Genomic DNA, 24,420 nt, shown 5'->3' with positions numbered 1-24,420 from the left:
TCCTGACTGGTGGGAATTTGGAGGCGTTCTCAGAGTCGCAAGCAAAGCGAAAGATGGAATTGAATTCTCGTCAAAAAAGGTGTGAGCGCAGATGGACTTTGTGACAATGACCAAAATTCACCACCATGAACGCGCAATTGAGACCGTCCCAGCAGAGTTTGAACACGCTGGGGAGCCTACTAATGGGCGCAGCAATCTTGTTTGCTTTGCCTGCCCAACCTCAAATGATCGTGCCTCAAGCTACCGCCGCCGCTAGAGTCAAACAGCGCGAACAGCAGGTACAGCAGATTCGTCCCGATCGCTACGACCTCACTCGCTACCCCGTCACCGACGCAAACGAACGCTACTGGCGCAATCTCCTCTGGTCAACCGCGATCACCGAACCTCAATCCGCCGTAGTTGACAAGACGATCGCTCAGATTCTCTCGCTCACGACTCGACGGGGACTTTCTAGCGCCCAAACCAGAACGGTCGAAATGGCGATGCAGGTGGGCACTCAGCTTTATCTGAGCAATCCGACTCAGTACGAAAGCATCCAGCAGCAGTTTCAGCAAACCATTGAACGGAGCAGCAACGCAGAATGGGCGGCGATGTCGCTGTCAGCTTTGGCGCAGAGCGGTGCAGAGCGTGAACCTCGCAAACAGTGGAGCGATCGTCTTCAACAACGCTTTCCTCAATGGCGCAACAATCCGCATTTATTCACAACGCTGCAAGCGGCCAGTAGCCTCGATCGTCCCCGCACGACCCCGCCCCTCAAAGATTTGCTCAACTGGACGATCGCCCCTGGTCAGCTTCAGATGTATGTAATCTGTCGCCCCGATCGCGGTACGCTCTGCCAAACGGTTCTAAAAGATCGTCGCGGTCAGTTTGTGCGAGAAAAAGGGGAATTGTGGTCAGCGCCACTATTGACGCGATCGCTACATGGGTTAGCCAGCATCTTTACTCGTGGGCAAACGCCTCAAGGCATCTATCGCATTGAGGGCAGCATTCCTCAACCAGATACCGAATTTTTTAGAGCCTATGGCACCTTTCCACTGGTCAATTTGTTTGTGCCGTCTGAGCCGGGAGTGAAAGCGTTCTTGCCCGATCGTCCCGGTCAGATTCGCGGATTGTCAGCCTATCGATCGCTTCTGCCTCCTTCGTGGCGCAATGATCTGGCGATGCAGCAAAGCTATTGGGCAGGGAGAGTGGGTCGCGGGCTATTTAGAATTCATGGCAGTGGAGAAGCGCCCACTTTTTTTACCAACAACAGTCGCTATCCCGCAAGCGCTGGGTGGAATCCGACGATCGGCTGTCTCTCGGCTTTAGAGCTTTATGATCAGACCGGGCAACTTCAGCAGGCAGACATGCCCAAAATTTTGAATGTGCTCACAGCGACGGGTGGACGAAACTTTACAGGGTATTTAATCGTGGTAGAAGTTCCGGATTTAGCCAACAAACCCATTGCGATCGAGGAAATTGAGGCGATCGTAAATCCGTAAGTTTTGCTGAAATTCATCGAATCTTGTCAATCGGTTGCAAATTACGCCAATTTGCGGACTTGATCGAAAAGATTTGGGCGATGTGACCCATAGCACCTCAAAATCGCCCCAAAATCAGTTAGATCTAGCAGTGAAGTTGCTGAAACTGATTATGAACTTTTCTCGCTGGACAAAGTTTCTTCCTTTAAAACGCGGGCCGCTAAAATCCAGATGGAACCGATTCATTCTCATCAGCCTTCCGCTCTTTGTGCTGACGATCGCCCTCACCGTCTCATCGTCAAATCGGCTACTGGTGAATGGCATGTCTCAGGTGCCAATGTTCAACCTTGCCGGATTAAATCCTCTAGCTGCCAAAACATTCTCCCCGATTCTCTCTAGCTTTGACATTTCGCTGAAGTCTTTGTGTCGTCAAGGCAACTCGCTGGGCTATCAAGCGGCTACCGCGATCGGCGATCGTTCGATTCGCGATGCTAATTCGAGCGGCAGTTTAGAACCCCTTGCCCCCGACTGGAAAGACAAGCTCTCGGCTCCTCCGTTTCCCCAAATTCACGGGCGGGCGCGTTTGGCAAAAGTTCCGGTGATGATGTATCACGACATCATTGCCGAAAAGCAAGTTTTCTTTGACGTTACGCCCGAAGAGTTTGAGTCTGCGTTGCAGTTGATTCAAAAAAATGGGCTGACTCCGATTAGTTTGGATCAGCTTGTCGAGCATTTAAAGACGGGAATCCCGCTGCCCAAAAAACCGATCGTTCTGACTTTTGACGACGGCTATCAGGGTCACTACAAATTTGTCTATCCGTTGTTAAAGAAGTACGGCTATCCGGCTGCGTTTGCGATCTACCCTGCCAAAGTCGGGACGACAAAGGGACGATCAAGTGTCACCTGGGAGCAACTGCGCGAAATGGTTGCTGACCCGTTGGTAACGATCGCTTCTCACAGCGTGACCCATCCTCTCGATTTGCGGGCACTGTCTGATGAGCAACTCAAAAAAGAACTGGTCGAGTCAAAAAGTACGCTAGAGAAAGAACTGGGACAAGCGATCAAGTATTTTGTCTACCCATCGGGCAAAAATGACGATCGCGTGCAGCAAGGCATTCAGCAAGCTGGGTACGAAGCCGCCTGGACAATGAATGATGAAGAAACTCGGTTTGCAGAAGATTCAGAAAATTTGCTGACCATCGATCGTATTGGTCAGTCCGAGTTAGCTCAAGTCATCGAAAAAGCCGATGGTGGCCCGCCGCTCACCTTTTTGGGCAACAGCGCCCTCAACTTCTACGCCCCCGTGGAATTGACTCGCAAGACTTCTAGCCAAGTGCCGCTAATTTTTGCATCGGGTGGCAGACCGATCACGATTCACGCAGACAGCCGCTACCAGGTTTCTGAAATTATTGAGGGGACGAGTGCGATCGCGGCCGTCGATGGCGGATTTTTCTCACTCGAATCGGTAGATTCCAATATTATGATTGGCCCCGTTTTTAGCCAAAAGACAGGAAAATTTGTGCCAGGAAATCCCAAAGAACTGCCGTTGCTGAAAAACCGTCCTCTGGTCTTGATCAACGCCGACACGGTGAAGTTTATTCCCTTTGACCACACCCGTCACAACACACAAGCTGCGATGGAAGCCGAACTGCCTGGGTTGACCGATGCCTTTGTTGCGGCGGGTTGGTTGGTTAAAGACGGGCAGCCTCAAGACGCTCAATCCTTTGGCAAGCTATATGGATTTGATGCAGAGCGCGATCGGGCCTTTTGGGGCGTAGATTGGGCCGATCGTCCTGTAGTGGGCGTTTCTGGCGATTATGTCAACTCGGTCAAATTTGGGGAAGCGCTGAGTCGGGCGGGTTTGCGAGATGCGATCATGCTTGATTCGGGGGCGAGTGCGTCTCTGGCTTACCAGGGCGAATCGATGATGGGCTACACGCCGCGTCCGGTGCCCCATGTCGTCGCGCTATTGCCCTCTGAGCCAGTCGAGACAGCTTGTGATGTGACCTCTCAAAAGCCTTGATTGCAGGTGAATTTGATCAAATCCTTCGCCGCGATTTTCTGTTCAAGAACGCCTCCTAAATTCCCGCTGGGACTTTGAAACTAGAGATCTTGTCTGAAAGTCTCTCAGAATTGGCAGTTTGGGGGGCAGAAGTGCTGAACACCGCAACGAAAAGACTTTATCTGCCATTTCTGACATTCATCAGGTCTAGCAAAACGACTTCGAGTTGTTCGGTGGCTATGATTTGGCTGAATTTTGAAAGGGCGCGTTGTTGTCCCGCTTGGGCGATCGCTCCCCACCTTTCTCGATCGTTCACCAGCGACGATAGCACTTCTGCCAACTCAAACGGATTCTCTGACTCAAATAGCAAGCCGTCCTTTCCCGGTTCTGCAACGACTTCTTGAGCGCCCCCGGTGCCACTTGTGACCAGCGTTAACCCGGCTGCCATTGCCTCAATCTGACTGATACCAAAAGGTTCTGGAAACCGGGACGGAAACACCAAGACATTGTGGGTTTGATACAGTTCGATCAGGTCTTGTCGAGACAGCGCGCCCACAAACTGCACCGTTTGCATTCCTTCTGACTGAACAAACCGTTTCAGGGCTTCGACAAAATCAGGCTGGAGAGAACCACCTGCGATCGTTGCCCTAAATTCAACGCCCATCTCCTGAAGCATCGATAAAGCCTCGATCAGCACATCTGCGCCCTTATAAGGAGCCACCAGACTCGCGTAGGCAATATGAAGACGATCGCGCTGGGGCAATTTTGCTTGATAAAAGGCCTCAACCTCTGCACCAGGATAAATCGTCTTCGTTGTCTCAGTTGGATATCCCGCCGCTTGCAGATTTTCTCTGACCCAATCGCTACAGGTGATCAGCCGAAACGTTGACTGGCAGGGGGTTTGGTCGGCCTCATAGTTGGGTTTGTCATTCATTAAGTAATGAGCAACCGGTACGTTTGCGGCTAACAACTGCCCTAAAATCTCAGTATCGTATTGCAAAAAATCGAGATTGCCCGCCAGACAAACATCAGGACGAAAGGACTGTAGATGTTGAGCAAGAACGGCTTGATTTTGACTCACGATCGCATCCAGCAATTCTTCTGATCGCCACTTTGGCCCTTGAGAAGTCCATTGACCTAGCAGTGAGAAACAACGCTCGATCGCGGGTTCTGGATACTGACTGGGATGAGAAGCCAAAAATTCTGGGGTGTCGCTCGTCAGCACTAAAACCCTGTGTCCTCGATGTTGAAACAATCTGGCAAAGTCAGCGATCGATCGTTCATAGCCCCCCAAAATCTGCGGCGGATAGAGATTTGTGACGACCAAAATTCTCATAGAGAACGCCCTGTCTAAAGAAAGTCCAATGTCCAATGTCTAATGTCTATCCAATGTCTGATCTCGCTTTAACCCCAGACTCAAGGTACCTTGCCCACATCTGTTCGTAGGCGTTTTCCATCTCACGGGTAAATTGTTTTGCGTTCCACAGGGGTGCAGTGTGTTTGGAGTGTTTCAGCTTCCAGCTCACTTGTTGGCGGAGAGCCGCATCTTGCCCCAAACGAACGCCCCACTCTATATATTCTGCATCCGTCCAGGCGATGCCTTCTGTGATGCCTGCATTTTTGAGCATGGTGTAGCTGTTGCGAGCAGCAAACTGGTTGCCCACTCGTGTGACTAGCGGAATTTCCATCCAGAGAGTTTCGAGCGTTGTCGTTGCGCCATTATAGGGAAAGGTGTCGAGAACAATGTCAGCGATCGCCAAATTGGCCCGATGAATGGCTTCTGACGCGACGTTGGGGAGAAACCGAAAGCGATCGAACGCCACACCTTCCTCGTCAGCAAGTTCTTGAAAGAAGGTCTGGACGGCTTTTTGATCGGCTAATCCTTTGACCAAAAAGTAGCTGTTGGGCACCTGCCGGAGAATTTTTATTTGCAGTTTTGCCGTCTCTCGGTGACGCTTGTAGCCCCGTTGGGCACTCAAAAAAACCACTGCATCAGCAGGAATGTCTAACTCATCGCGCCTCACCGTCGGAATGCCAATCTCAAACCCTTCGACCGCAACGTAGGTCTGAGGCAGCCGCCAAATCTTCTCGACGTAATCCTCATCAGCCGCTTGGGGCAACACATAAGGGTCAGCGATGTAGTAGTCGATCGTAGACATTCCTGACGCATCCCACCCCAGCCATGTCACTTGTACAGGGGCAGGTTTGAGGGCAATCACTTCGCAGGTAATGTCTAAAGTAATGCTGTCTAAGTCGATAAGAATGTCGATGTCGTCTTGAGAAATCTGGTCAGCAATGTCAAGGCTACTGGTCTCCATCAGACGTGCATAGTCAGCGACTTCAACGTACTGCGCCTGGAGGGAGTCGTTCATCTGCTTGTAGTTGACGAAGTAGAGATATAGCTCAAAGCGATCGCGATCGTGATATTTCATCAACCATCGGGCTAACCAACCGACCGAGTGGCTATAAAAGCAGTGACAAATATAGCCAATTTTGAGTTTTGGTTTCGTCGCGGCTTGAGGTTTGAGTGAGTGGCGCTGCTGATAGCGATCGACCCGTTCTTGATAGCGTGACTGCATTTGGGTTCTGCAAATCTCTACGACCTGATTTTGTAGCCAGCGATTGCGCTGTGGCTCGTCGCGAAAGTAGGAGAAAAAGTAGTTGACAACCAGCAATCGGAGGGTCAACACAGAACTGATGGTTGCGGGCGGATTTGCGATCAGTTCTTCGAGCAGTGCCTCATGTGTTTGTAGGGCTGAAATCGCTTCTTGCCAGTAACCTCCGGCATTCATCAAGCCTCGGATCAGAGAATGGCTGCTGTAAACTCGATCGGGCACTGTGTCAGACAGTTCAATACATTGCTTTGCCGCTTCGATGCCTTTGTCGTATTGTCGAGCGTTTTGATAGATGGGAGCTAATTCTGTCAAAACAGGTAAGTCATGCGTCCCAAGCTGAAGGCTCATTTCTAGCAAAGGAATTGCAAGATCGTCTCGGCAGTAGGTAAAAGAAAGTTTTGTGGCCGTCGGAACGAGCAGATAGGTCAACTCTCGACGATCGTCGATATGGGGAATACAAGCTTCTACAAATTTGAGAATGGCTGGATCGGGCAAAATCGTTTCGAGAAGCTGTTCTAACACGTAGAGCAAAAACGCTGAATCGACAACCCCTTCACCCGCCAGCAAGTCCATCACGCCCAGATTGGCAAAGTCGTCAGAGCTAAAACTTCCCAGGTTGATCGCCAGCAGAATACTCTGGAGCAGATTTTCTAAATCCGAAGGATGGAGTTCTCGAATGTATTGCCGAATCGCCCAGGCAATCGGCCACTCTTCCAGCGCTGCCTGTCGTTCTGCTTCTGATTTGAGGACTTGAATCAGGTCGATCGTCCATCGCTCAATTTCGTCAGCTTCTCCGTCGGCCATCGCCAGCATCCAGGTTGTCTGAGCTTCGGCTTCCTGACCTTGCAGCAACAGTGCCAACCCCATGCCCCAATAGAGCGATCGTTCTTCTGGATAAGCCGCAGTTGCCTGATCATAAAGGGAAATGGCGCGATCGTAGTCTTTTTGAATGAGCGCTGCTTTTGCTTGTTGTTGCCAATCCCGCAATTGATTATCCATGTCTGTCACCCATCGCTACAAACCCCTATGACTGAATCTACCCAAACTCAAGACACCGCGTGATACCAAATTAATCTTTGAGTCCTACAGATCTGGGAGAGCAACCTAAATCCGCCACTTCTAGGGAACTTCAAGCCAAAGCAGTCTCGGATTCTCAAAGTCCCCCAGACTGGGGGATTTAGGGGCGAAGGATCTGTAGCATTCACAAATTGATTGGGTATGACTTCTCTGAAATCCAACCTTCCAAAAAAATAGAGCAGGTATCAGGTCTACCCACTCTACGGTCAAATATTAAGCTCTGAAAGATGAAACTAGACCAAACTACTTTGCAAGAGGAATGGTGTCAGGTTCTGTACACTTCAAGTTAGTAGCGGTCAGGGTTGGTGTGGTTGCGTTGGTAGTTTGGGGGTTTTTGCTTTCGCACAAGACAGCCAGCGTCGTTGCTTCGCTCGTGTTGGGGTCAGCTTGAGCAATGGCCGCCATGCCAACGTAGGACTTCAGGGCTGCTTTCAAAGACGTACCGTAGATGACAACGTTCTCATTGGTCGCTTTGAGGTTGTTGACGGTGAATCTGTCGCCATCGTCGGCATAGCGATAGTTTGTGGTGTCACCTTTGACGGGTTTGGCCAGGCTGGTGATGCTGGTGGCGAAGGTGCTGCTTTCTAGAAAGTAAGCTTGTTGAGCGCGGTTGAGGGTGCCCACATATTGTCTGGCTTCAGACTGCTTGGCTTTGTTGGCCTGGTTCAAGAAGGAAGGCAAAGCGATGGCAGACAAAATCCCGATAATGATGATCACAACGAGCAATTCAATCAGGGTAAAACCCTTGTCTTCTTTCTTCGCGATCAGGTGTTGCAGAAACTTTGCCTTGAGTTCAGATTTCATTGAAAGAGGTCTCCTTAAAGATGCGGATTGGTTGAACTTCTAACGCCTGAATTTAACTTGCCCAACGCGATCGACTTTCATATCACTTGCCTAGAAAATCTTTGATGGTCGAGATTGGTCGGGGGAGGCGAGGCTCCTTCCTTCTAAAATTGAACCGATCGCAGTCCTTTAATCCCTAGACCTGGGAGCATGACCCAAACGCCCTTTGACCAACTCGCAAAACAATATCTGGAGGAATTTTTAGCGTCGATCGGTCTCATCGAGCGACGGTATGAGATTCCGGGGGAAGCAAAATTTGTCGATGTCGTGCGATTCGTTGCTAGGTAAATCCATAGCCTCGCCAATCGTTTTCTTTAACGTGAATTCGATGAAATCCCTCGCTGTGGCGATCACTCCAGGCAGCCCCCTAAATCCCCCAAGTTTGGGGGACTTTGAGCAAGAAATCCTGTCCGAAAGTCCCCCAAACTTGGGGGGTTGGGGGGCAGAAGCGTTAAATACCGAAGCGAAAAACCTCTATCGAATTCACGTTTCTTTAACGGTTGAACTTCCGGCTGAATGAGGGTGAAAGTCCCTCCGCCAAAATCTGGGGCTGACTCCCAATCCGTCCACACTGAGTAGTGCCCCATTCTGAACATTCGTTGTTTCAAGTAGGCGCTGATGTCATTTGCCAATTTGCTGTATAACAACGTCGATCGCACGTTCTTTTTGTACATCAACCCCTTGAGAATATTCCAGCGTGAAGGGCACTTCGACATCGGGTATAACGCCTTTGCCTTCTAAGCGATCGCCGTCTACCAAGACATCTGCTACCGCCAGATAAAGTAAACTGCCGTCTTTCATAATAAAGGCTCGACCTGCAACGACGGCCCCGGCGGTTTTGCTACCGACAATTGTGCCAACTCGATATTTGCGAAATCCCTGCGCCAAGATTTCTTTACCGCTTCGAGACCCTTGATTGACTAACATCACGATCGGCTTATTCCATTGACCTTCGATTTGACGGCGATCGCCATCTCGCTCGATCAGTGTCAGAGAAGGAACCGACGACGTAAACAAACCTAGATAGCTCGGACTCGCCCCACCCCAACCATCGCGCAGATCCCAGACAAATCCATCTATGTTTCTCAAGCGATCGCTCAACGCTTCTTCAAGCTGATCTTGATACTGTTGGTCGGCGTATGACCAGACGTGAATGTATCCAATTTGTTTACCGTTGCGCTGAATGATCTCAACACTGTTCTTCATTGCGTCTAAAAACATTCGATTGGGATCAAGTTTTTGAGGCGTGACAGCGATCGTTTGAGCGTTTCCAGAGGTGCGCTGAATTTGAACTTTTACCGATTTTCCAGCTTTGTCTACAAAAGACTGAATCGCCTGAAAGGGCTGATCATCGACGCTGAGAATACGATCGCCGACTTTTAAGCCTGCTTTTTCGGCGGGAGAACCATTCAAAATCGCGTTGATAAAAGTCTGATTGTTAATGTCTTTGGTGAAAATGCCAATGCCCGTATAGTCGAGTTTGCCGTTGGGTAGAAAGGGCTTGAGCTTGGATTGAATGGACGATCGAAAGATGCCTGCCAGTTGATAATAAGCGGGTTCAGTTTGTGTGTAAAAGCGGGTGTGAGAAGTTTTTAGCTCCGCCAGCATTTGATTGATCACGTCAGAAAAGGCGACGATCGACGATGCTTTTGTGGCTTGCGATCGATACTTTTGCCGCATCGCTGACCAATCAACTCCATTAAATTTAGGATCATAAAAATTATCTCGAACCGTCTGCCAAACCTGGTCAAAGACTGCGGGCTGAGAATTAGTCGGAATCGCAGGCGCAATGACGCAAACTAACAGCACAATCAAACCGCTGATCAGGGTCATCATCATCGATCGACGGAACACATTTCCTTGCATGGATCGACCTCTAAAAATCGCTTTTTCACTCTACCGTGTGCTTTCAAAATCGTGGAGAGGATATACGCTATAGGAGTCTCAACGCTTCAAAAAATTGCTTATGCAGTCCCTTAGTCGTGTTCTCAAAAGTTTGAAGGCCTATCGTCTGGTCGCATTTGGAGCCTTGCTGAGTTTGCTGTTGTTGACGGCGGCCAATGCCATCACTCCGCAACTGTTTCGCTGGGGAATTGACGAGGGAATTTATAAGCAAGATTTACGCATTGTTTTGGAGAGTGCAGGCTGGATGGTGGGGGCTGCGATCGCCCGTGGGTTGTTCAATTTTGGGCAGAGTTTTTGGGCAGAAGCGGCTTCTCAAGGGATTGCTTTTGACCTTCGTAATAAGATCTTTAGCAAAATCGAAAATCTTAGTTTTAGCTATCACGATCAGGCGCAAACTTCTCAGCTACTTACCCGTGTCACCAGCGATATCGAGCAGATTCGTACCTTTGTGGGCACTAGCTTGATTCAGGTGATTGGCGCAGTCGTGACTTTGGTGACGATCGCAGTGATTCTATTGCTGATGAATTGGCGATTGGCGTTGATTACTTTGTCCGTTGTACCGCTTGCTGGCTGGATATTAGGGCGATTCCTCACCCGAAACGATCACTTGTTTCGTCAGGTTCAAGAACAGCTTGCCGATTTGAATTCAGTGCTGCAAGAAAATCTATTGGGCGTACGAGTCGTCAAAGCGTTTGTTCGAGAATCAGCCGAGCGATCGCGCTACACCCTAATGAACGATCAGCTTGTGACCGTCAACATGAAAACGATTCGGGCCATTCGCAATACGTTTCCGTTGATCTTTCTGTTGAGTAATCTGATCACGTTAGTGGTCGTAGGTTATGGCGGTGCTGCTGTCATTGATCAACAATTTTCGATTGGCGAACTAGTTGCCTTTAATTCTTACTTACTGTTGGTGCTTCAGCCCATTTTGCTGATTGGATTTGCGGCTCCTGCGATTGCTCAAGCGGCCGCCTCCGCCGATCGCGTGTTTGAGGTCGTCGATGCCGAGATTGAGATTCGCGATCGTCCCAACGCTGTACCATTCAACCAATGTGGGGGACGAATTACCTTTGAGAACGTGTCGTTTCGCTATCCGGGATCAACGATCGAAGCGATCAAAAATATTTCCTTTGAAACCAAACCCAACGAACTAATCGCCATTTTGGGCATGACGGGTTCTGGTAAAAGTACGATCATGAATTTGATTCCGCGATTTTATGATGTGACGGCGGGCGCAGTGCGAATTGATGGGCGAGACGTGCGAGATTTTACGTTACAAAGCCTGCGATCGCGCATCGGCACCGTTTTTCAAGCCACAACCCTCTTCTCTGGGACGCTGCGAGAAAATATTGCTTACGCCGTCCCAGATGCCTCACTCGATCAGATTATCGAAGCCGCCAAAACAGCCCAGATTCACGACTTCATTACCAGCCTGCCTGATGGGTATGACACGATCGTCGGGGAGCGCGGGGTCGGATTGTCGGGGGGACAGAAACAACGGATTGCGATCGCTCGAACGCTACTCACCGATTATCGAATTTTGATTCTAGACGACAGTACTTCAGCCGTGGATGCTCAAACAGCGGCCCAAATCCAATCTGCATTAGATGACCTGATGCGACGAAAAACTTGTACCGCTTTTGTGATTGCTCAGAGAATCAGCACGGTACGTAACGCCGATCGCATTTTACTCATGGATAAAGGACACTTGGTTGCACAAGGAACCCATGAATCGCTAATGCAAACGAGTTCGCTATACGGTGCTATTTTAGAATCTCAAGTAAAACGTTCGGTCACAACTTCTGCAATACAATAAAGAACCAACTGGAAGGTAAAAGATGGTACAAACTTCTCCTAAATCGCTAACGCTGGCAGACTTTCTAGCGCTACCAGAAACTAAGCCTGCCAGTGAGTATATTGATGGTCAAATTATCCAGAAACCAATGCCCAAAGGAAAGCACAGCGTTATTCAAGGTGAATTAGTTCCTGCAATCAATACAGTTCTTAAACCTCAGAAAATTGCGAGAGCTTTTCCAGAATTGCGATGTACGTTCGGAGGTCGATCGACGGTGCCCGATGTATCTGTGTTTGTTTGGGATAGAATTCCTCGTGACCAAAATGGTGAAGTTGCGGACACTTTTCTAATCGCTCCAGACTGGACAATTGAGATTTTGTCACCTGAGCAAAGTCAAACAAAAGTCACCAAAAACATTTTGCATTGTTTAAAACACGACACTCAAATGAGTTGGCTCATTGATCCAGAGGAGCGATCGCTAATCGTCTACTTACCCCAACAGTTGCCTGAAGTGTTTGACGAGCCAGAGTCACCATTACCCGTTCCCGCATTCGCCAACCCATTACAGTTAACGTTGGGAAATTTATTTGCCTGGCTGTCAGAGTGATCACAGATTCAAGTGATCAGAGATTCAATAGAACGGAATCCTTCTCCTCGAATTCTTCTTTAACCGCTATGAGATTTCCCGCAGTTGCATCTGACCAGACAAATCGACAAGCCTCAACGCTAAAACGCTTTTTACAGTACCTACAACCTTATCGAAAAGAGATTCCGATCGCCCTCGGATTTGTGATGATTGGCGCAGCGACCCAGGCGATCGGGCCCTTTCTCATCGGCTGGTCAATTGACAATCTGATTGTTCCAGGAAACTTACCTGGTTTGTTGCTGATGTTGGCAGCGTTGGCGATCGTATATATTCTCGGTGTCACTGCGATTCGTCAACAGATTTTGCGTGTCGGTTTGATTGTGCAACGATTGCTGGCTCAACTGCGACAGGATATCTTTCTCAAAATTCAAAGCTTGCCGTTGAGTTTCTTTGATCGCAGCGAAGCGGGAGATTTGATGAGCCGTCTGCTGAATGATGTCAATACTGTAAATCAAGCATTCGGACAAACAATCGCTCAGATGTTGGGAAATTTGTTCAGCTTGATTGGAATTGTGATCGCAATGCTGATCATCAATCTACAACTGGGGCTTGTCAGCAACTTAGTGGTTCCGTTGATGATTTTTACTACAGGACTGTTTTCACGCTGGGCGAGAGCGAGGTTTCGGGTGACCAGACAAACGATCGGAGAGCTTTCGACTCGCCTTGAAGAAGACTTGGGCAGCGTTCGAGAAGCGCAGGCGTTTAATCGAGTTTCGCTCAACATTGAGGAATTTAGCAGTCTGAATGCGGCCAATCGAGATGCAAATATTCAGGCGGTGGCAATTACGGCGGCATTTTTACCGTCGATCGATTTTCTCAATACGCTGGCGACGGCAGGCGTGCTGGCTTATGGGGGCTATCTTGCGGTGACAGGTTCGGCAACCGTGGGCGTAGTGACGGCGTTTTTGCTGTATGTGCAGCAGTTTTTTCGACCGATTCAAATTCTCAGTCAGTTTTACACGCAAGCACAGTCCGCATTTGCAGGATTAGAGCGCATCTTTTCACTTTTGGATGAACCCTCACAGCTTAAGGATGCTCCAAATGCGATCGAGATGCCGCCCATGCGAGGAGAAGTCACCTTTGAGAATGTCGAGTTTGGCTACACCAAAAATCAGCGCGTTCTGAATGGCGTAACCCTTCAGGCACAACCCGGTCAGATGATTGCGTTAGTCGGACAAACCGGAGCGGGAAAGAGTACGATCGTCAATCTGATTCTACGTTTTTATGATGTGACAGGCGGGACAGTTAGCATTGACGATTGTGATGTTCGGAGTGTGACTCAGGCGAGTTTGCGCCGTCAAATTGGCATTGTTTTACAAGATACCGTTTTGTTTAGTGGTAGCGTTGCTGAAAACATTGCGTTCGGTCGTCCTCAAGCAACCCAGGCTGAAATCGAAGCGGCGGCTCAGGTGGCAAACGTGCATGAATTTATTACAACATTACCTCAAGGCTACGCAACTCTCTTGGGCGAACGGGGCGCAACCCTCAGTCAAGGACAGCGACAATTGATTAGCATTGCCCGCGCCGTTTTGATTGACCCCAAAATTCTGATTTTAGACGAAGCCACCAGCAGTATCGACACGCGCACAGAAGCGCTCGTACAGTCTGCGATCGCTCGTCTCCTAAAAAATCGCACCAGTTTTGTAATCGCCCATCGTCTCAGTACAGTTGCTCAAGCCGATCAAGTTTTAGTCGTTCAGCAGGGTCAAATTGTAGAACGAGGCACCCACACCGAACTGATGGCCCAACAAGGCATCTACGCTAATTTATATGCCCTTCAACTCGGTGCAGCGCTGGTTGAATAAACTCAGTCGATTGGGTGAATCTGACTTTGAATCCAGTTCCCTTCCTTTTTAAGCTACTGTGCACAGACAAGTTGATTAGATTCGTCCTTACCGAATTGCTTCGCCCCCTAAATCCGCCACTCTGAGGGGCTTTGAGCAAAAATAAGTTTTTTAGTTCCAGAAGTTTTTCATTCTTCAAAATTCAGGTCTGTAGCCGCTAAACTGAAACTATCCCCCTCTTTAAATCACCGATGTTTGGAACTTTTCAGCAAAGCAACCTGAGAATCGAAGTCAACGCCTCTGAGGAAACGCTTCGCAAAAATTTGGCTTCTCCTGCTCAATTTCCCAAGTGGCTCTGGTTTGAGCGATTTTCGGCTGGGTTGCCTGATGAAGTGCGTCCGGGGCAGACGTTCAAAAGTTGGGTGGGGCCGATCGCCATTCACCATCAGGTTGAAATTGTGGAACCTAATCGAATTCGGTTTTTGTTGAGTCAGGGAATTGATGGGTTTCACGAATGGGCCTGGGGCGAGGGTTGGATTCAGTCGCGCATTGAAGGCATTTCGGCACTCCCGATCAATCTCGGACAGACGGCAAGTTTGCTGTGTCTCAAGCAGTTTTTGCAAGGTTCTTCGATGAGTTAAGGTCGATTTGGATGGGATTTTTTTGCTTAACCGCTAATGCGATCTGCCCCCTAAATTCCCCATGAGTGCGGGACTTTGAACCGGGAGCATCCCAATTGTGCAAAATCTCGGATTGCCCTCCTCACGAAGTGGGGCGAGAGCTTTGCCAGCCCATCTTCCCAGTGAGAAGGGAGTCAGATCTCTTGTTCCCTCTCCTTGGGGAGCTACGGTGTATACACAAGTCTATACTCACTTCGTTCTAGTCGGCTTCAGCCCCCTAAATCCCCCAGAATGGGGGACTTTAAGCAAAAAAGACTTCCAGAATTTAGAACCCTGATCAGCGTTCAAAGTCCCCCAAATTTGGGGGATTTAGGGGGCGAAGGATTACGGCAAGTACAGATCAATCGACTTATGTATACACGGTAGCCTTAGGGTTAGGGTGAGGGCAAAAAGACTGTGCTACACAATTGGGATGCTCCCCTTTGAACCGAACACTTATCCGAAAGTCCCCCAGAATTGGGGGGCAGAAGACGTAAACGGCAAGGGGCCGCATTCTCATCAAAAACTCACGATTCAGCCAATTTTCGTCGCTGTCGGGTGAGAATACTCATCACTTCGCCAAACGAGGGCGCAGGCAGCAAAGGACTCCAATCATTCGCATTCGCAAATCGTCGAACGTGCAAATTTTGAATGGTTTCGGTCACGCCGTCTGAAGAACCGATGATCAACACGCGCAACGCTTCATACTCATCAGATTGAGGGATCGCAACATCAGGTAAGAGATCCTGAAGCGGAATGCGAAGCGAAGTAATCGTGAAACGGGGAATGGAATCGGGAAGGAAACGACGTTGAATCGCTTCTAGAAATGCGTAGGCGAAATCGCACAGCCAAAAGCCAGCGTTCAAAAGACGTGCCATGATGAATACTCCAAGTTTAGGTTCCCGAAGAAACCCAAAAAACTAGCCGCCCCAAAGAGCAGAACAAGTCGGAGCGGCCAAAGGAGTGATAGAATTCTCCATTAGCCCTCTGGACTGGTGCAGTCAGTCTCGTGGGTTAGCTGCCCTTCGTTGGTTCCAACAACTTGGGGCGGCGACAGACCAGGTTTTTTGGGCAATCAGACAGCCTTCCGGTGACGAAAAGGTGTCCTTGATTTGAGAGAATATCTGGAAATTTGATTCTCGTCAAGTGGATAGTTCAATATTTTTCTAAAGGGTCAGAATCCTCGATAAAACGACGATCGAACATCAAATCCAATGACCGGAGAACACCATTTAGCCAAGCTTCTGAAATCAATCCAGCCAGTTCTTTATCCAGAAGAGTATGTATTTTGCTGCGTCTCTGAGAAGTTGATGAAATGCTTAAACGTGTCTGCGATCGCTCAGTTTCGAGAATCTGAAGGAATCACTTTAATTATTAATAAACAGGAAGCTGAAAACGCAAATCTGGAATATCAGTATATTTCAAAAATGATTACGTTATCAATTCACTCCAGCCTGAACGCGATTGGATTTTTAGCAGTGGTTACCACAAAGTTTACAGAACATGGAATCAGCGTGAATGTCGTTTCTGCTTACTATCATGATCACTTATTTGTAGCGGTTGAGAACGCCGATCGTGCCCTAAAATTACTGCTAGAGATGAGTCATTCCGCAGACAATGAATAATAGATGATCGCCAAAAATCGAATCGGTAACTCAATCAATCGCTCCGGCCCGTGGGGAATGTCGCCCCGAAAGGTCAGCGAATCTCCCGGCTCCAAAATGTAAGTCGATTGCCCGTGACGATACTCGATTTTGCCCTCCAACATGTGAATAAATTCCGTCCCCGGATGCTCAAAGGTGGGAAACACTTCTGATGCATCATCCATCGTGATCAAAAACGGCTCAAATAATTTAGTCGGCCCCTGATCATAAGCCAGCAAATGATACGTATGTCCGCGTTTTGTGCCCCGTCTGACCACCTCCATTCCTGCACCCTGTTTGACCAGTTGTGCGCCCCCTTCTGGAATGTTGTAATTGCGAAATAGGGTAGAAAGCGACACGCCCAACGCTCCAGATAGCTTTGCTAACGTCTCTAGACTGGTCGCGGTTTGAGCATTCTCAATTTTAGACAACATGCCGCGAGAAATTCCCGTCTGATCAGAAACCTCAGCGATCGTTAACCCATGTTTTAATCGTAACTCTCGAATCGTATTGCCCAAATACCGCTCTAACGCATGTTCAGCAAAAGACTCCACGATTTTTGTCGTTGCTTCCGTCATGCTCTCACCTCGCGATCGCTCATAATTTGAATCATAGCAAGAAACTTTGTTGACAGATATGAAACAATCAGGCACTATAAACTAATAACCGATGTCCCCCCATTCATAATCCTCTAGTGTGCACGGCCAGACGGTATACGCTGAGTCTTTCTTGTCCCGATCGCGTCGGTGTAGTGGCGGCCGTGAGTACGTTTATTGCCAGTCATCAGGGCTGGATTACGGAGGCGCAAAACCATGCCGATCAGATGGCCCAGCGTTTCTTTTTGAGACACGAAATTTTAGCGGATTCGTTGCCGTTTGGGATCGATGAATTTCGGCGGCAGTTTGCAGCGATCGCCCAGCCCTTTCACATGGATTGGAAGATCACCGATTCTGCTCAAAAAAAGCGGGTGGTCATTCTGGTCTCCAAATTAGAACATTGTCTATATGATTTGCTGTCTCGCTGGCAAAGTCAGGAACTAGACATCGAGATTCCCTGTGTGATCTCCAATCACGAAAAATTTCGCAAATTTGTCGAGTGGCATAACATTCCTTTTTACCATGTACCCGTCACGCCTGAGACAAAACAAACTGCCTACGACAAAATTCAATATCTGTTTGCTCAAGCTCAGGGCGATGTGATGGTGTTAGCCCGCTATATGCAGATTCTCACGCCGGAAATGTGCGATCGCTATCCCGGACAGATTATCAACATTCACCACTCATTTTTACCGTCGTTTGTTGGTGCAAAGCCTTATCATCAAGCCTACGATCGCGGCGTTAAACTGATCGGCGCAACCTGTCACTACGTCACCTCAGAATTAGATGCCGGCCCGATTATCGATCAAGATGTAAATCGCATTGACCACACCGATTCGATTGAAGATTTAGTCCGATATGGAAAGGATATTGAAAAAACAGTACTCGCTAGAGGATTACGATATCACGTCGAAGATCGCGTTCTGCGACACGGCAATAAAACAGTAGTATTTCGCTAGGAGAAATCGATGCCCCTACGGTTGTTGAAATTTGGATTACTCAAGCAGCATCCAGAGCCGCGAATGTTTCGGCAGCCCGATCGCTTAAAGTCTAATTATGACTTAGTGATCATTGGCGCAGGAGGTCACGGATTAGCCGCAGCGTACTATTTATCACGCGATTATGGCATTAAAAATATCGCCGTTATAGAAAGAGGCTACATCGGCGGCGGCAACACAGGACGGAATACGACGATTATTCGATCAAACTACCTGACTCCCGAAGGCGTTAAATTCTACGATGAATCAGTTCGGCTCTGGCAAGACTTGTCAGAAGACTTTGATTTGAACCTGTTCTACTCGACTCGTGGACATTTCACATTAGCCCACACGGACGCTTCAGTACGCACCATGCGCTGGCGAGCAGAAGTCAACAAACACTGTGGAATCGATAGCGAATTAGTCGATGCGGAAGCCGTCCAAAAAGCCTGCCCTGAGATGGACATTTCCTGCGGCGGCAAGGCTCCCATTTTAGGCGCACTTTATCACGCTCCTGGCAGTATTGCTCGACACGATGCTGTCGCCTGGGGATATGGACGCGGAGCCGACCAGCGCGGGGTGGAAATTCATCAGCAAACCGAAGTTCTCAACATCACCGTTGACTCCGGGAAGGTGACAGGCGTTCAGACTTCACGCGGTCACATTTCTACGCCCAAAGTGCTGTGTGCAGTCGCGGGATTTACGCCTCGATTGTTGGAGATGGTCGGGCTACGATCGCCCCTCTACATTCACCCCCTCCAGGCGATGGTCAGCGAACCGATGAAGGCGTGGCTCGACCCGATCATCGTCTCAGGCAGTTTGCACGTTTATGTCAGCCAGACCGCGCGAGGAGAATTGGTGATGGGCGCTTCGCTTGATCCTTATGAATTGCATTCGACGCGATCGACCCTCGACTTTACCGAAGGATTGGCAGCTCACATGTTAGAGCTATTTCCATTTTTGTCTCACGTCAAGGTGGTGCGCCAGTGGGCAGGCATGGCGGACATGACTCCAGACTTTGCCCCCATCATGGGAAAAACCGCCGTTGAGGGCTTTTATCTCGATTCGGGCTGGGGCACCTGGGGATTTAAAGCAACGCCTGTCTGTGGCAAAACGATGGCGTATACGGTGGCCCACGATCGCCCTCACAATCTGATTCAAGACTTCTCACTGGCGCGCTTTGAAAAGTACGAATTGGTGGGTGAAAAAGGTGCAGCTTCGGTGGGGCATTAATCATGAAAATAATGACTTGTCCGGTAAATGGGGCGCGAGTGATTTCAGAATTTGTCTGTGGTGGAGAAGTGCGATCGATGCCCAACCCACGAACCTGTGATGACAAGACCTGGGCGGATTATGTGTTCCTGCGAAATGGGGCACCAGGAATTAAAAAAGAATGGTGGTGTCATACGCCCAGTAATACCTGGTTTATCGCTGAACGAAATACCCAAACGGATGAGATTTTAAGCACTTATTTGTTCGGTGAGGAAGCGCAATGAGAAGACTACCGCCAATCATAGGTGAATGGATCGATCGCACTCAACCAATCGAATTTTTCTTTGAAGGCCAACGCTTTACAGGCTACAAAGGAGATACGATCGCGAGTGCATTGTGGGCTGCGGGTCAACAGATTTTAGGACGCAGTTTTAAATATCATCGGCCTCGCGGAATTTTGAGTTTGGCGAATCACGACATCAATACGCTGATGCAGGCAGGTGAGAAGCTGAATATTCGTGCAGATGTGACACTGATAGAGCCAGGAATGTCACTCACCTCCATTAATACTTTTGGTGATGTGACGAACGATCGCGCCAGCGTTCTCAATTATTTCTCCCGATTTTTACCCGTTGGTTTTTATTACAAAGCATTCCACGATCGCCGACTTTTTCCCGTTTGGGAACGTCTAATTCGCAACCTCACCGGACTGGGAAAAGCCGATCCATCCACTCCTCATATTTCCACACCCAAACGCTACGATTTTTGTGATGTGTTGGTGATCGGTTCTGGTCTATCGGGACTCTCAGCCGCCCTGTCAGCAGCCAATTCTGGGGCAGATGTGGTGATTGTGGAGGAGAGCGATCGACCCGGCGGATCAAGCACTTATCAAATCGGAACTGAACCGCATCGAGTAGAGAAAGTTAATGAATTATTAAACGCTGTAGAGAATCATTCTAAAATCTGTCTCTACACGGGAACGCAAGCAGCCGCCTACTACGCAGATTACTGGATTCCGCTCGTCGATAAAGAACGCATGACAAAAATGCGGGCCAAAGCGGTGATTATCGCCAGTGGTGCCTACGAACAACCTGCGGTATTTCACAATAATGATTTGCCAGGTGTTATGTTAGCGTCAGCCGCACAACGTCTCATTTATCGCTACGCTGTCAAACCGATGAATCGAGCGATCGTACTTACTGCCAACGCTGAAGGATATCAAGCAGCAATCGATTTGATCACACAGAATGTAACCGTTGCCGCAATCATCGATCTCCGTCAAAAATCCCCAGAAGATTCGCTAAAACAAACGCTACAAGCCAAAGGAATTCCCATCTTTTCGGGCTACTGCCTCTATGCTGCAAAGCCGAATCCAGGCGGTGACGGGCTAAGTGCTGCGGTGATTTGTCCATTTGATGCAGACAGCAGCCCAGAGGTAAATTCTCGCCAAACGATCGCGTGTGATGGCATCGTCATGAGTGTCGGTTGGGCACCTGCGGCCAATTTGCTCTATCAGGCTGGCACCAAAATGCGGTTTGACGATCGACTTCAGCAGTTCGTTCCCGATCATCTGCCGGACGGGATTTTCGCCTGTGGGCGCGTCAATGGTGTGTTTGAGTTTGAGAAAAAATGGCTGGATGGCGATCGAGCAGGATTAGCCGCCGCAAGCTTTCTAGGACTCCCAACTAAAGGCAGTGCATCGGGAGAAATCTATCGATCTCAGGTATCAACGTCACACCCTTGGGCGATCGTGCCTCATCCTGCTGGCAAAAATTTCGTAGATTTCGATGAAGATTTGCAGCTAAAAGATTTCTACAACGCTGCTCAAGAAGGATTTGATAACATCGAGTTACTCAAGCGGTACACAACAGTTGGAATGGGGCCCAGTCAGGGTAAGCATTCTAATATGAACGCTTTGAGAATACTGGCGAGAATCTCTGGTAAATCACCGGGAGAAGTAGGAACGACTACAGCCCGACCATTTTTTCATCCCGTCCCGTTATCGCACTTGGCAGGCAAAGGATTTACACCAGAGCGACAAACGCCCCTTCACAGCCGACATATCGCACTGAATGCGAAAATGATGCAGGCGGGAATGTGGAAGCGTCCTGAATACTATGCCCAGTCAGGGAAGAGCGCCAAGGACTGCATTCGTCAAGAAGTTGAAGCCGTGCGGAAAAGGGTGGGCATAATCGATGTCGGAACACTTGGAAAACTTGAAATTCGCGGGCCAGGTGCGGCTGAGTTTTTAGAGCGAGTGTACACCGGACGTTACTCCAATCTGAAAGTAGAAATATCTCGCTATGCGCTGATGTTAGACGAATCAGGTGTAGTCATTGACGACGGAGTAATCGCCCGATTGGGAGCCGATCGCTTCTACTTTACAACCACGACCTCTGGAGCCACCCAAATTTATCGAGAATTGTCCCGTTTGAACACGATGTGGCGCATGGATTGCGGAATTGTGAATTTGACGGGGGCACGATCGGCGATCAATCTAGCGGGCCGTTATTCTCGTGACGTTCTCTCAAAATTAACCAACCTCGATCTCTCTAGCACTGCATTTCCTTATTTAGCGGTTCGTCAAGGTGACATTGCTGGCATTCCATCCACATTGATGAGAGTAGGATTTGTGGGTGAATGGGGCTATGAAATTCACGTTGCGGCTGAGTTTGCGCCAGCATTGTGGGATGCGTTGATAGAGTCCGGCCAAACCTATGCGATTCGTCCATTTGGAGTCGAGGCGCAGCGGTTGTTACGTCTGGAAAAGGGGCACCTGATTGTCGGCCAAGATACGGACGGGTTAACCACGCCCTTTGAAGCAAATTTGGGCTGGGCTGTCAAAATGGATAAGCCTTTCTTTATCGGTCAGCGTAGTCTAGAAATTGTGGGCAAACGATCGCTCAAACAGCAGTTAGTCGGCTTCATGCTAGACGCAGATTTTTCGGGCACTGCACCCCAGGAATGTCACTTAATTATCGACCACAACAAGATTGCAGGACGCATCACCAGCATTGCCTTTAGTCCGACGCTCAACCGATTTATTGGACTCGCCTACATTCAGCCACACCTTGCCGAGATCGGAACTCGATTTTCGATTCGGGTAGATGGGTTGTCAATCGCGGCCACCGTCACCCCAACGCCCTTCTACGACCCCGGTAACGATCGCCAAGAAACAGAAGTTCCTCAACGTCAGGAGGTCGCAGTATGAAGCGTACCAGCCCACTTTATGACTGTTTGCAATCGCTCAACGGTTCATGGCAAGAAATCAATGGAATGCTCTCTCTGGTTGATGTTCAGACTGATTTAACGTCTCATCTGAGCCTAGTCGATCGATCGTTCCTAACTCGATTTGGGGTGAAAGGTTCGGGTGCAGCGTCCTGGTTAGAAGGTCAAGGAATTGCGGTGCCTGATCGCCCCAACACCTGGAATTCTCTTCCTCAAGGTGGCATCATTGCTCGATTGGGATTGACTGAATTTTTGATTGAAGACAGCATTCACAGTTGCGTTGCCGATCAGTTGTCAACAGCGTGTGATGATCTGCCTTCTAAAGTGTATCCCGTGCTACGTCAGGATGCAGCGATCGCTATTCAAGGAGGTAACATTCATGAGTTATTACAGCAAACCTGTAGCGTTAACTTTCGTGCTTTATCATTAGCCGAAAATCCTGTTATTTTAACCTCAATGGTGGGGGTGTCGGTGACAATCATTCCGGGTGAGTCGTATCGAATCTGGTGTGACGGTACGTTTGGAGCGTATTTGTGGCAAACCTTGGAAGCGATCGTGGAGGAGATGAGGGATTGAAAAGGGATGGGGGATGAGGGATGAGGGATGAGATGGGGTTGGTTAATTTTTAGAGGAGAACATTTGAATGACACCCGCAGACGCAAAGCAATTTTTGGAAAAACATCAGGTTAAATTTGTGCTGGCGCAATTTGTGGATATGCACGGGACTGCTAAAACTAAGGCCGTTCCTGCCTCCCATTTTGACGATATTCTTGACCCTGGCGCGGGGTTTGCGGGGTTTGCAGTGTGGGGTTTGGGAATGCAGCCCAACAGTCCCGATTACCTGGCAGTGGGCGATCCGTCAACGCTGAGTCTGGTGCCCTGGATGCCCGGATTTGCGCGAATGGTTTGCGTCGGACATGTTCACGGACAGCCTTATCCCTACGATGCGCGATACATCTTACAACAGCAGATCGATCGCCTCACCCAAAAAGGCTGGACATTCAACACCGGACTTGAACCTGAATTTGTATTGTTGAAGAAAGACGATCGCGGCAACATTCAACCCTGTGACCCCACAGACACTCTGGAAAAGCCTTGCTACGACTACAAAGGACTGTCTCGCAGTGTCGCCTATATTGAAAAATTAGTGTCCAGTCTGCAAACAGCGGGCTTTGATGTCTATCAAATTGATCACGAAGATGCCAATGGACAGTTTGAAATCAATTACACTTACACCGATTGTTTAACCTCTGCCGATCGCTATATCTTCTTCAAAATGGCAGCGTCAGAAATTGCTAAAGAAATGGGGCTGATTTGCACCTTTATGCCCAAACCGTTTGCAAATCGGACGGGAACTGGGATGCATATTCATATGTCCATGTCGTCTAATGAATCGAGTAATTTGTTTGCGGATGAGAGCGATTTCCGTCAGTTAGGATTGTCAAAACTGGCGTATCACTTTTTGGGCGGATTGTTAGCTCATGCTCCCGCATTGACTGCGATCTGTGCGCCTTCGATTAATTCTTACAAACGGCTGGTCGTTGGTCGGGCATTGAGTGGCGCAACCTGGGCACCTGCTTATATTAGCTACGGCGATAATAATCGAACTAGCATGGTGAGAATTCCCGGTGGTCGGCTAGAGCTGCGTTTGGCGGATGGGTCGTGTAATCCGTATCTGGCAACGGCTGTCGCGATCGCTGCTGGCTTAGATGGCATCGAAAAAGAACTCGATCCGGGTGAACCTCACAACGTTAACTTGTATGACTTTTCGGACGCTGAACTGAAAGAAAAAGGAATCGGAGTTTTACCGCAAAATCTCAAAGAAGCGATCGACGCACTCGAATCAGATCACGTTATCAGGAATGCACTTGGCGTATTAGCGGATGAATTCATTTCACTCAAGCGAATGGAATGGGTTGAATATATGCGTCATGTCTCTGAATGGGAAGTACACCGTTATTTAGAATTCTTTTAAACC

Annotated in this window: 21 protein-coding genes; 15 read left to right on the top strand and 6 right to left on the bottom strand. The window is 48.9% G+C overall.

What is annotated here, in order from left to right:
• The first annotated feature begins 125 nt into the window (after positions 1-125).
• Complete coding sequence (locus ACKFKH_RS14370; protein ID WP_446859000.1) at positions 126-1,481, top strand: hypothetical protein; 1,356 nt, start codon at positions 126-128, stop codon at positions 1,479-1,481.
• Positions 1,482-1,632: 151 nt separating this feature from the next.
• On the top strand, positions 1,633-3,483 hold the full coding sequence (locus ACKFKH_RS14365; protein ID WP_446858999.1) for a polysaccharide deacetylase family protein: 1,851 nt from the start codon (positions 1,633-1,635) through the stop codon (positions 3,481-3,483).
• A gap of 157 nt (positions 3,484-3,640) precedes the next feature.
• Here the strand turns inward: ACKFKH_RS14365 and ACKFKH_RS14360 are convergent, their stop codons facing one another.
• From ACKFKH_RS14360 to ACKFKH_RS14350, 3 genes are all read right to left on the bottom strand, one after another.
• On the bottom strand, positions 3,641-4,798 hold the full coding sequence (locus ACKFKH_RS14360; protein ID WP_446858998.1) for a glycosyltransferase family 4 protein: 1,158 nt from the start codon (positions 4,796-4,798) through the stop codon (positions 3,641-3,643).
• A gap of 46 nt (positions 4,799-4,844) precedes the next feature.
• Positions 4,845-7,076 carry an O-linked N-acetylglucosamine transferase, SPINDLY family protein gene (locus ACKFKH_RS14355; protein ID WP_446858997.1) on the bottom strand — a complete coding sequence of 744 codons (2,232 nt, stop codon included), beginning with the start codon at positions 7,074-7,076 and terminating at the stop codon, positions 4,845-4,847.
• A 321-nt stretch (positions 7,077-7,397) separates the two neighbouring features.
• Positions 7,398-7,958, bottom strand: a complete 561-nt coding sequence (locus ACKFKH_RS14350; RefSeq protein ID WP_446858996.1) for a type IV pilin-like G/H family protein — start codon at positions 7,956-7,958, stop codon at positions 7,398-7,400.
• A gap of 189 nt (positions 7,959-8,147) precedes the next feature.
• On the opposite strand from ACKFKH_RS14350, the gene ACKFKH_RS14345 reads away from it, so the two are divergent.
• Positions 8,148-8,285: a hypothetical protein gene (locus tag ACKFKH_RS14345; RefSeq protein WP_446858995.1), complete on the top strand. Its 138-nt coding sequence runs from the start codon at positions 8,148-8,150 to the stop codon at positions 8,283-8,285.
• Between the two features lie 40 nt (positions 8,286-8,325).
• Positions 8,326-8,517: a hypothetical protein gene (locus ACKFKH_RS14340; protein WP_446858994.1), complete on the top strand. Its 192-nt coding sequence runs from the start codon at positions 8,326-8,328 to the stop codon at positions 8,515-8,517.
• Between the two features lie 101 nt (positions 8,518-8,618).
• On the opposite strand, the gene ACKFKH_RS14335 is transcribed toward ACKFKH_RS14340, so the two are convergent.
• Positions 8,619-9,863, bottom strand: a complete 1,245-nt coding sequence (locus ACKFKH_RS14335; protein WP_446858993.1) for a S41 family peptidase — start codon at positions 9,861-9,863, stop codon at positions 8,619-8,621.
• 100 nt (positions 9,864-9,963) lie between these two features.
• Here ACKFKH_RS14335 and ACKFKH_RS14330 point away from each other — a divergent pair, with 100 nt between their 5' ends.
• From ACKFKH_RS14330 to ACKFKH_RS14315, 4 genes are all read left to right on the top strand, one after another.
• On the top strand, positions 9,964-11,718 hold the full coding sequence (locus ACKFKH_RS14330) for an ABC transporter ATP-binding protein (RefSeq protein WP_446858992.1): 1,755 nt from the start codon (positions 9,964-9,966) through the stop codon (positions 11,716-11,718).
• A gap of 22 nt (positions 11,719-11,740) precedes the next feature.
• Positions 11,741-12,304, top strand: coding sequence for a Uma2 family endonuclease (locus ACKFKH_RS14325; RefSeq protein WP_446858991.1), 564 nt, complete (start codon positions 11,741-11,743; stop codon positions 12,302-12,304).
• Between the two features lie 68 nt (positions 12,305-12,372).
• Positions 12,373-14,148 carry an ABC transporter ATP-binding protein gene (locus tag ACKFKH_RS14320; RefSeq protein WP_446858990.1) on the top strand — a complete coding sequence of 592 codons (1,776 nt, stop codon included), beginning with the start codon at positions 12,373-12,375 and terminating at the stop codon, positions 14,146-14,148.
• Between the two features lie 230 nt (positions 14,149-14,378).
• Positions 14,379-14,768 carry a hypothetical protein gene (locus tag ACKFKH_RS14315; protein WP_446858989.1) on the top strand — a complete coding sequence of 130 codons (390 nt, stop codon included), beginning with the start codon at positions 14,379-14,381 and terminating at the stop codon, positions 14,766-14,768.
• A 545-nt stretch (positions 14,769-15,313) separates the two neighbouring features.
• On the opposite strand, the gene ACKFKH_RS14310 is transcribed toward ACKFKH_RS14315, so the two are convergent.
• On the bottom strand, positions 15,314-15,664 hold the full coding sequence (locus ACKFKH_RS14310) for a hypothetical protein (RefSeq protein ID WP_446858988.1): 351 nt from the start codon (positions 15,662-15,664) through the stop codon (positions 15,314-15,316).
• Between the two features lie 336 nt (positions 15,665-16,000).
• Here ACKFKH_RS14310 and ACKFKH_RS14305 point away from each other — a divergent pair, with 336 nt between their 5' ends.
• Positions 16,001-16,411: an ACT domain-containing protein gene (locus tag ACKFKH_RS14305; RefSeq protein ID WP_446858987.1), complete on the top strand. Its 411-nt coding sequence runs from the start codon at positions 16,001-16,003 to the stop codon at positions 16,409-16,411.
• On the opposite strand, the gene ACKFKH_RS14300 is transcribed toward ACKFKH_RS14305, so the two are convergent.
• The gene (locus ACKFKH_RS14300; RefSeq protein WP_446858986.1) at positions 16,390-17,007 is read right to left on the bottom strand and encodes a helix-turn-helix domain-containing protein; all 618 of its coding nucleotides are present in this window, start codon (positions 17,005-17,007) and stop codon (positions 16,390-16,392) included. The genes ACKFKH_RS14305 and ACKFKH_RS14300 overlap by 22 nt on opposite strands.
• A 116-nt stretch (positions 17,008-17,123) precedes the next feature.
• On the opposite strand from ACKFKH_RS14300, the gene purU reads away from it, so the two are divergent.
• From purU to glnT, 6 genes are all read left to right on the top strand, one after another.
• Positions 17,124-17,984 carry a formyltetrahydrofolate deformylase gene (gene purU, locus ACKFKH_RS14295; protein WP_446858985.1) on the top strand — a complete coding sequence of 287 codons (861 nt, stop codon included), beginning with the start codon at positions 17,124-17,126 and terminating at the stop codon, positions 17,982-17,984.
• Between the two features lie 9 nt (positions 17,985-17,993).
• Positions 17,994-19,235: an FAD-dependent oxidoreductase gene (locus tag ACKFKH_RS14290; protein ID WP_446858984.1), complete on the top strand. Its 1,242-nt coding sequence runs from the start codon at positions 17,994-17,996 to the stop codon at positions 19,233-19,235.
• Positions 19,236-19,237: 2 nt separating this feature from the next.
• The gene (locus tag ACKFKH_RS14285) at positions 19,238-19,498 is read left to right on the top strand and encodes a sarcosine oxidase subunit delta (RefSeq protein WP_446858982.1); all 261 of its coding nucleotides are present in this window, start codon (positions 19,238-19,240) and stop codon (positions 19,496-19,498) included.
• The gene (locus ACKFKH_RS14280) at positions 19,495-22,425 is read left to right on the top strand and encodes an FAD-dependent oxidoreductase (RefSeq protein ID WP_446858981.1); all 2,931 of its coding nucleotides are present in this window, start codon (positions 19,495-19,497) and stop codon (positions 22,423-22,425) included. Before ACKFKH_RS14285 ends, ACKFKH_RS14280 begins: the two co-directional genes overlap by 4 nt.
• On the top strand, positions 22,422-23,018 hold the full coding sequence (locus tag ACKFKH_RS14275) for a hypothetical protein (RefSeq protein ID WP_446858980.1): 597 nt from the start codon (positions 22,422-22,424) through the stop codon (positions 23,016-23,018). Before ACKFKH_RS14280 ends, ACKFKH_RS14275 begins: the two co-directional genes overlap by 4 nt.
• Before the next feature lie 67 nt (positions 23,019-23,085).
• A complete protein-coding gene (gene glnT, locus ACKFKH_RS14270) occupies positions 23,086-24,417 on the top strand; it encodes a type III glutamate--ammonia ligase (protein ID WP_446858979.1) in 1,332 nt (443 codons plus the stop codon).
• The last annotated feature ends 3 nt before the right edge of the window (positions 24,418-24,420 follow it).

This window comes from Phormidesmis sp. 146-20 (assembly GCF_052939475.1).
The sequence above is the reverse complement of the archived record's forward strand: the minus strand, read 5'-3'. Positions and strand labels throughout refer to the sequence as shown.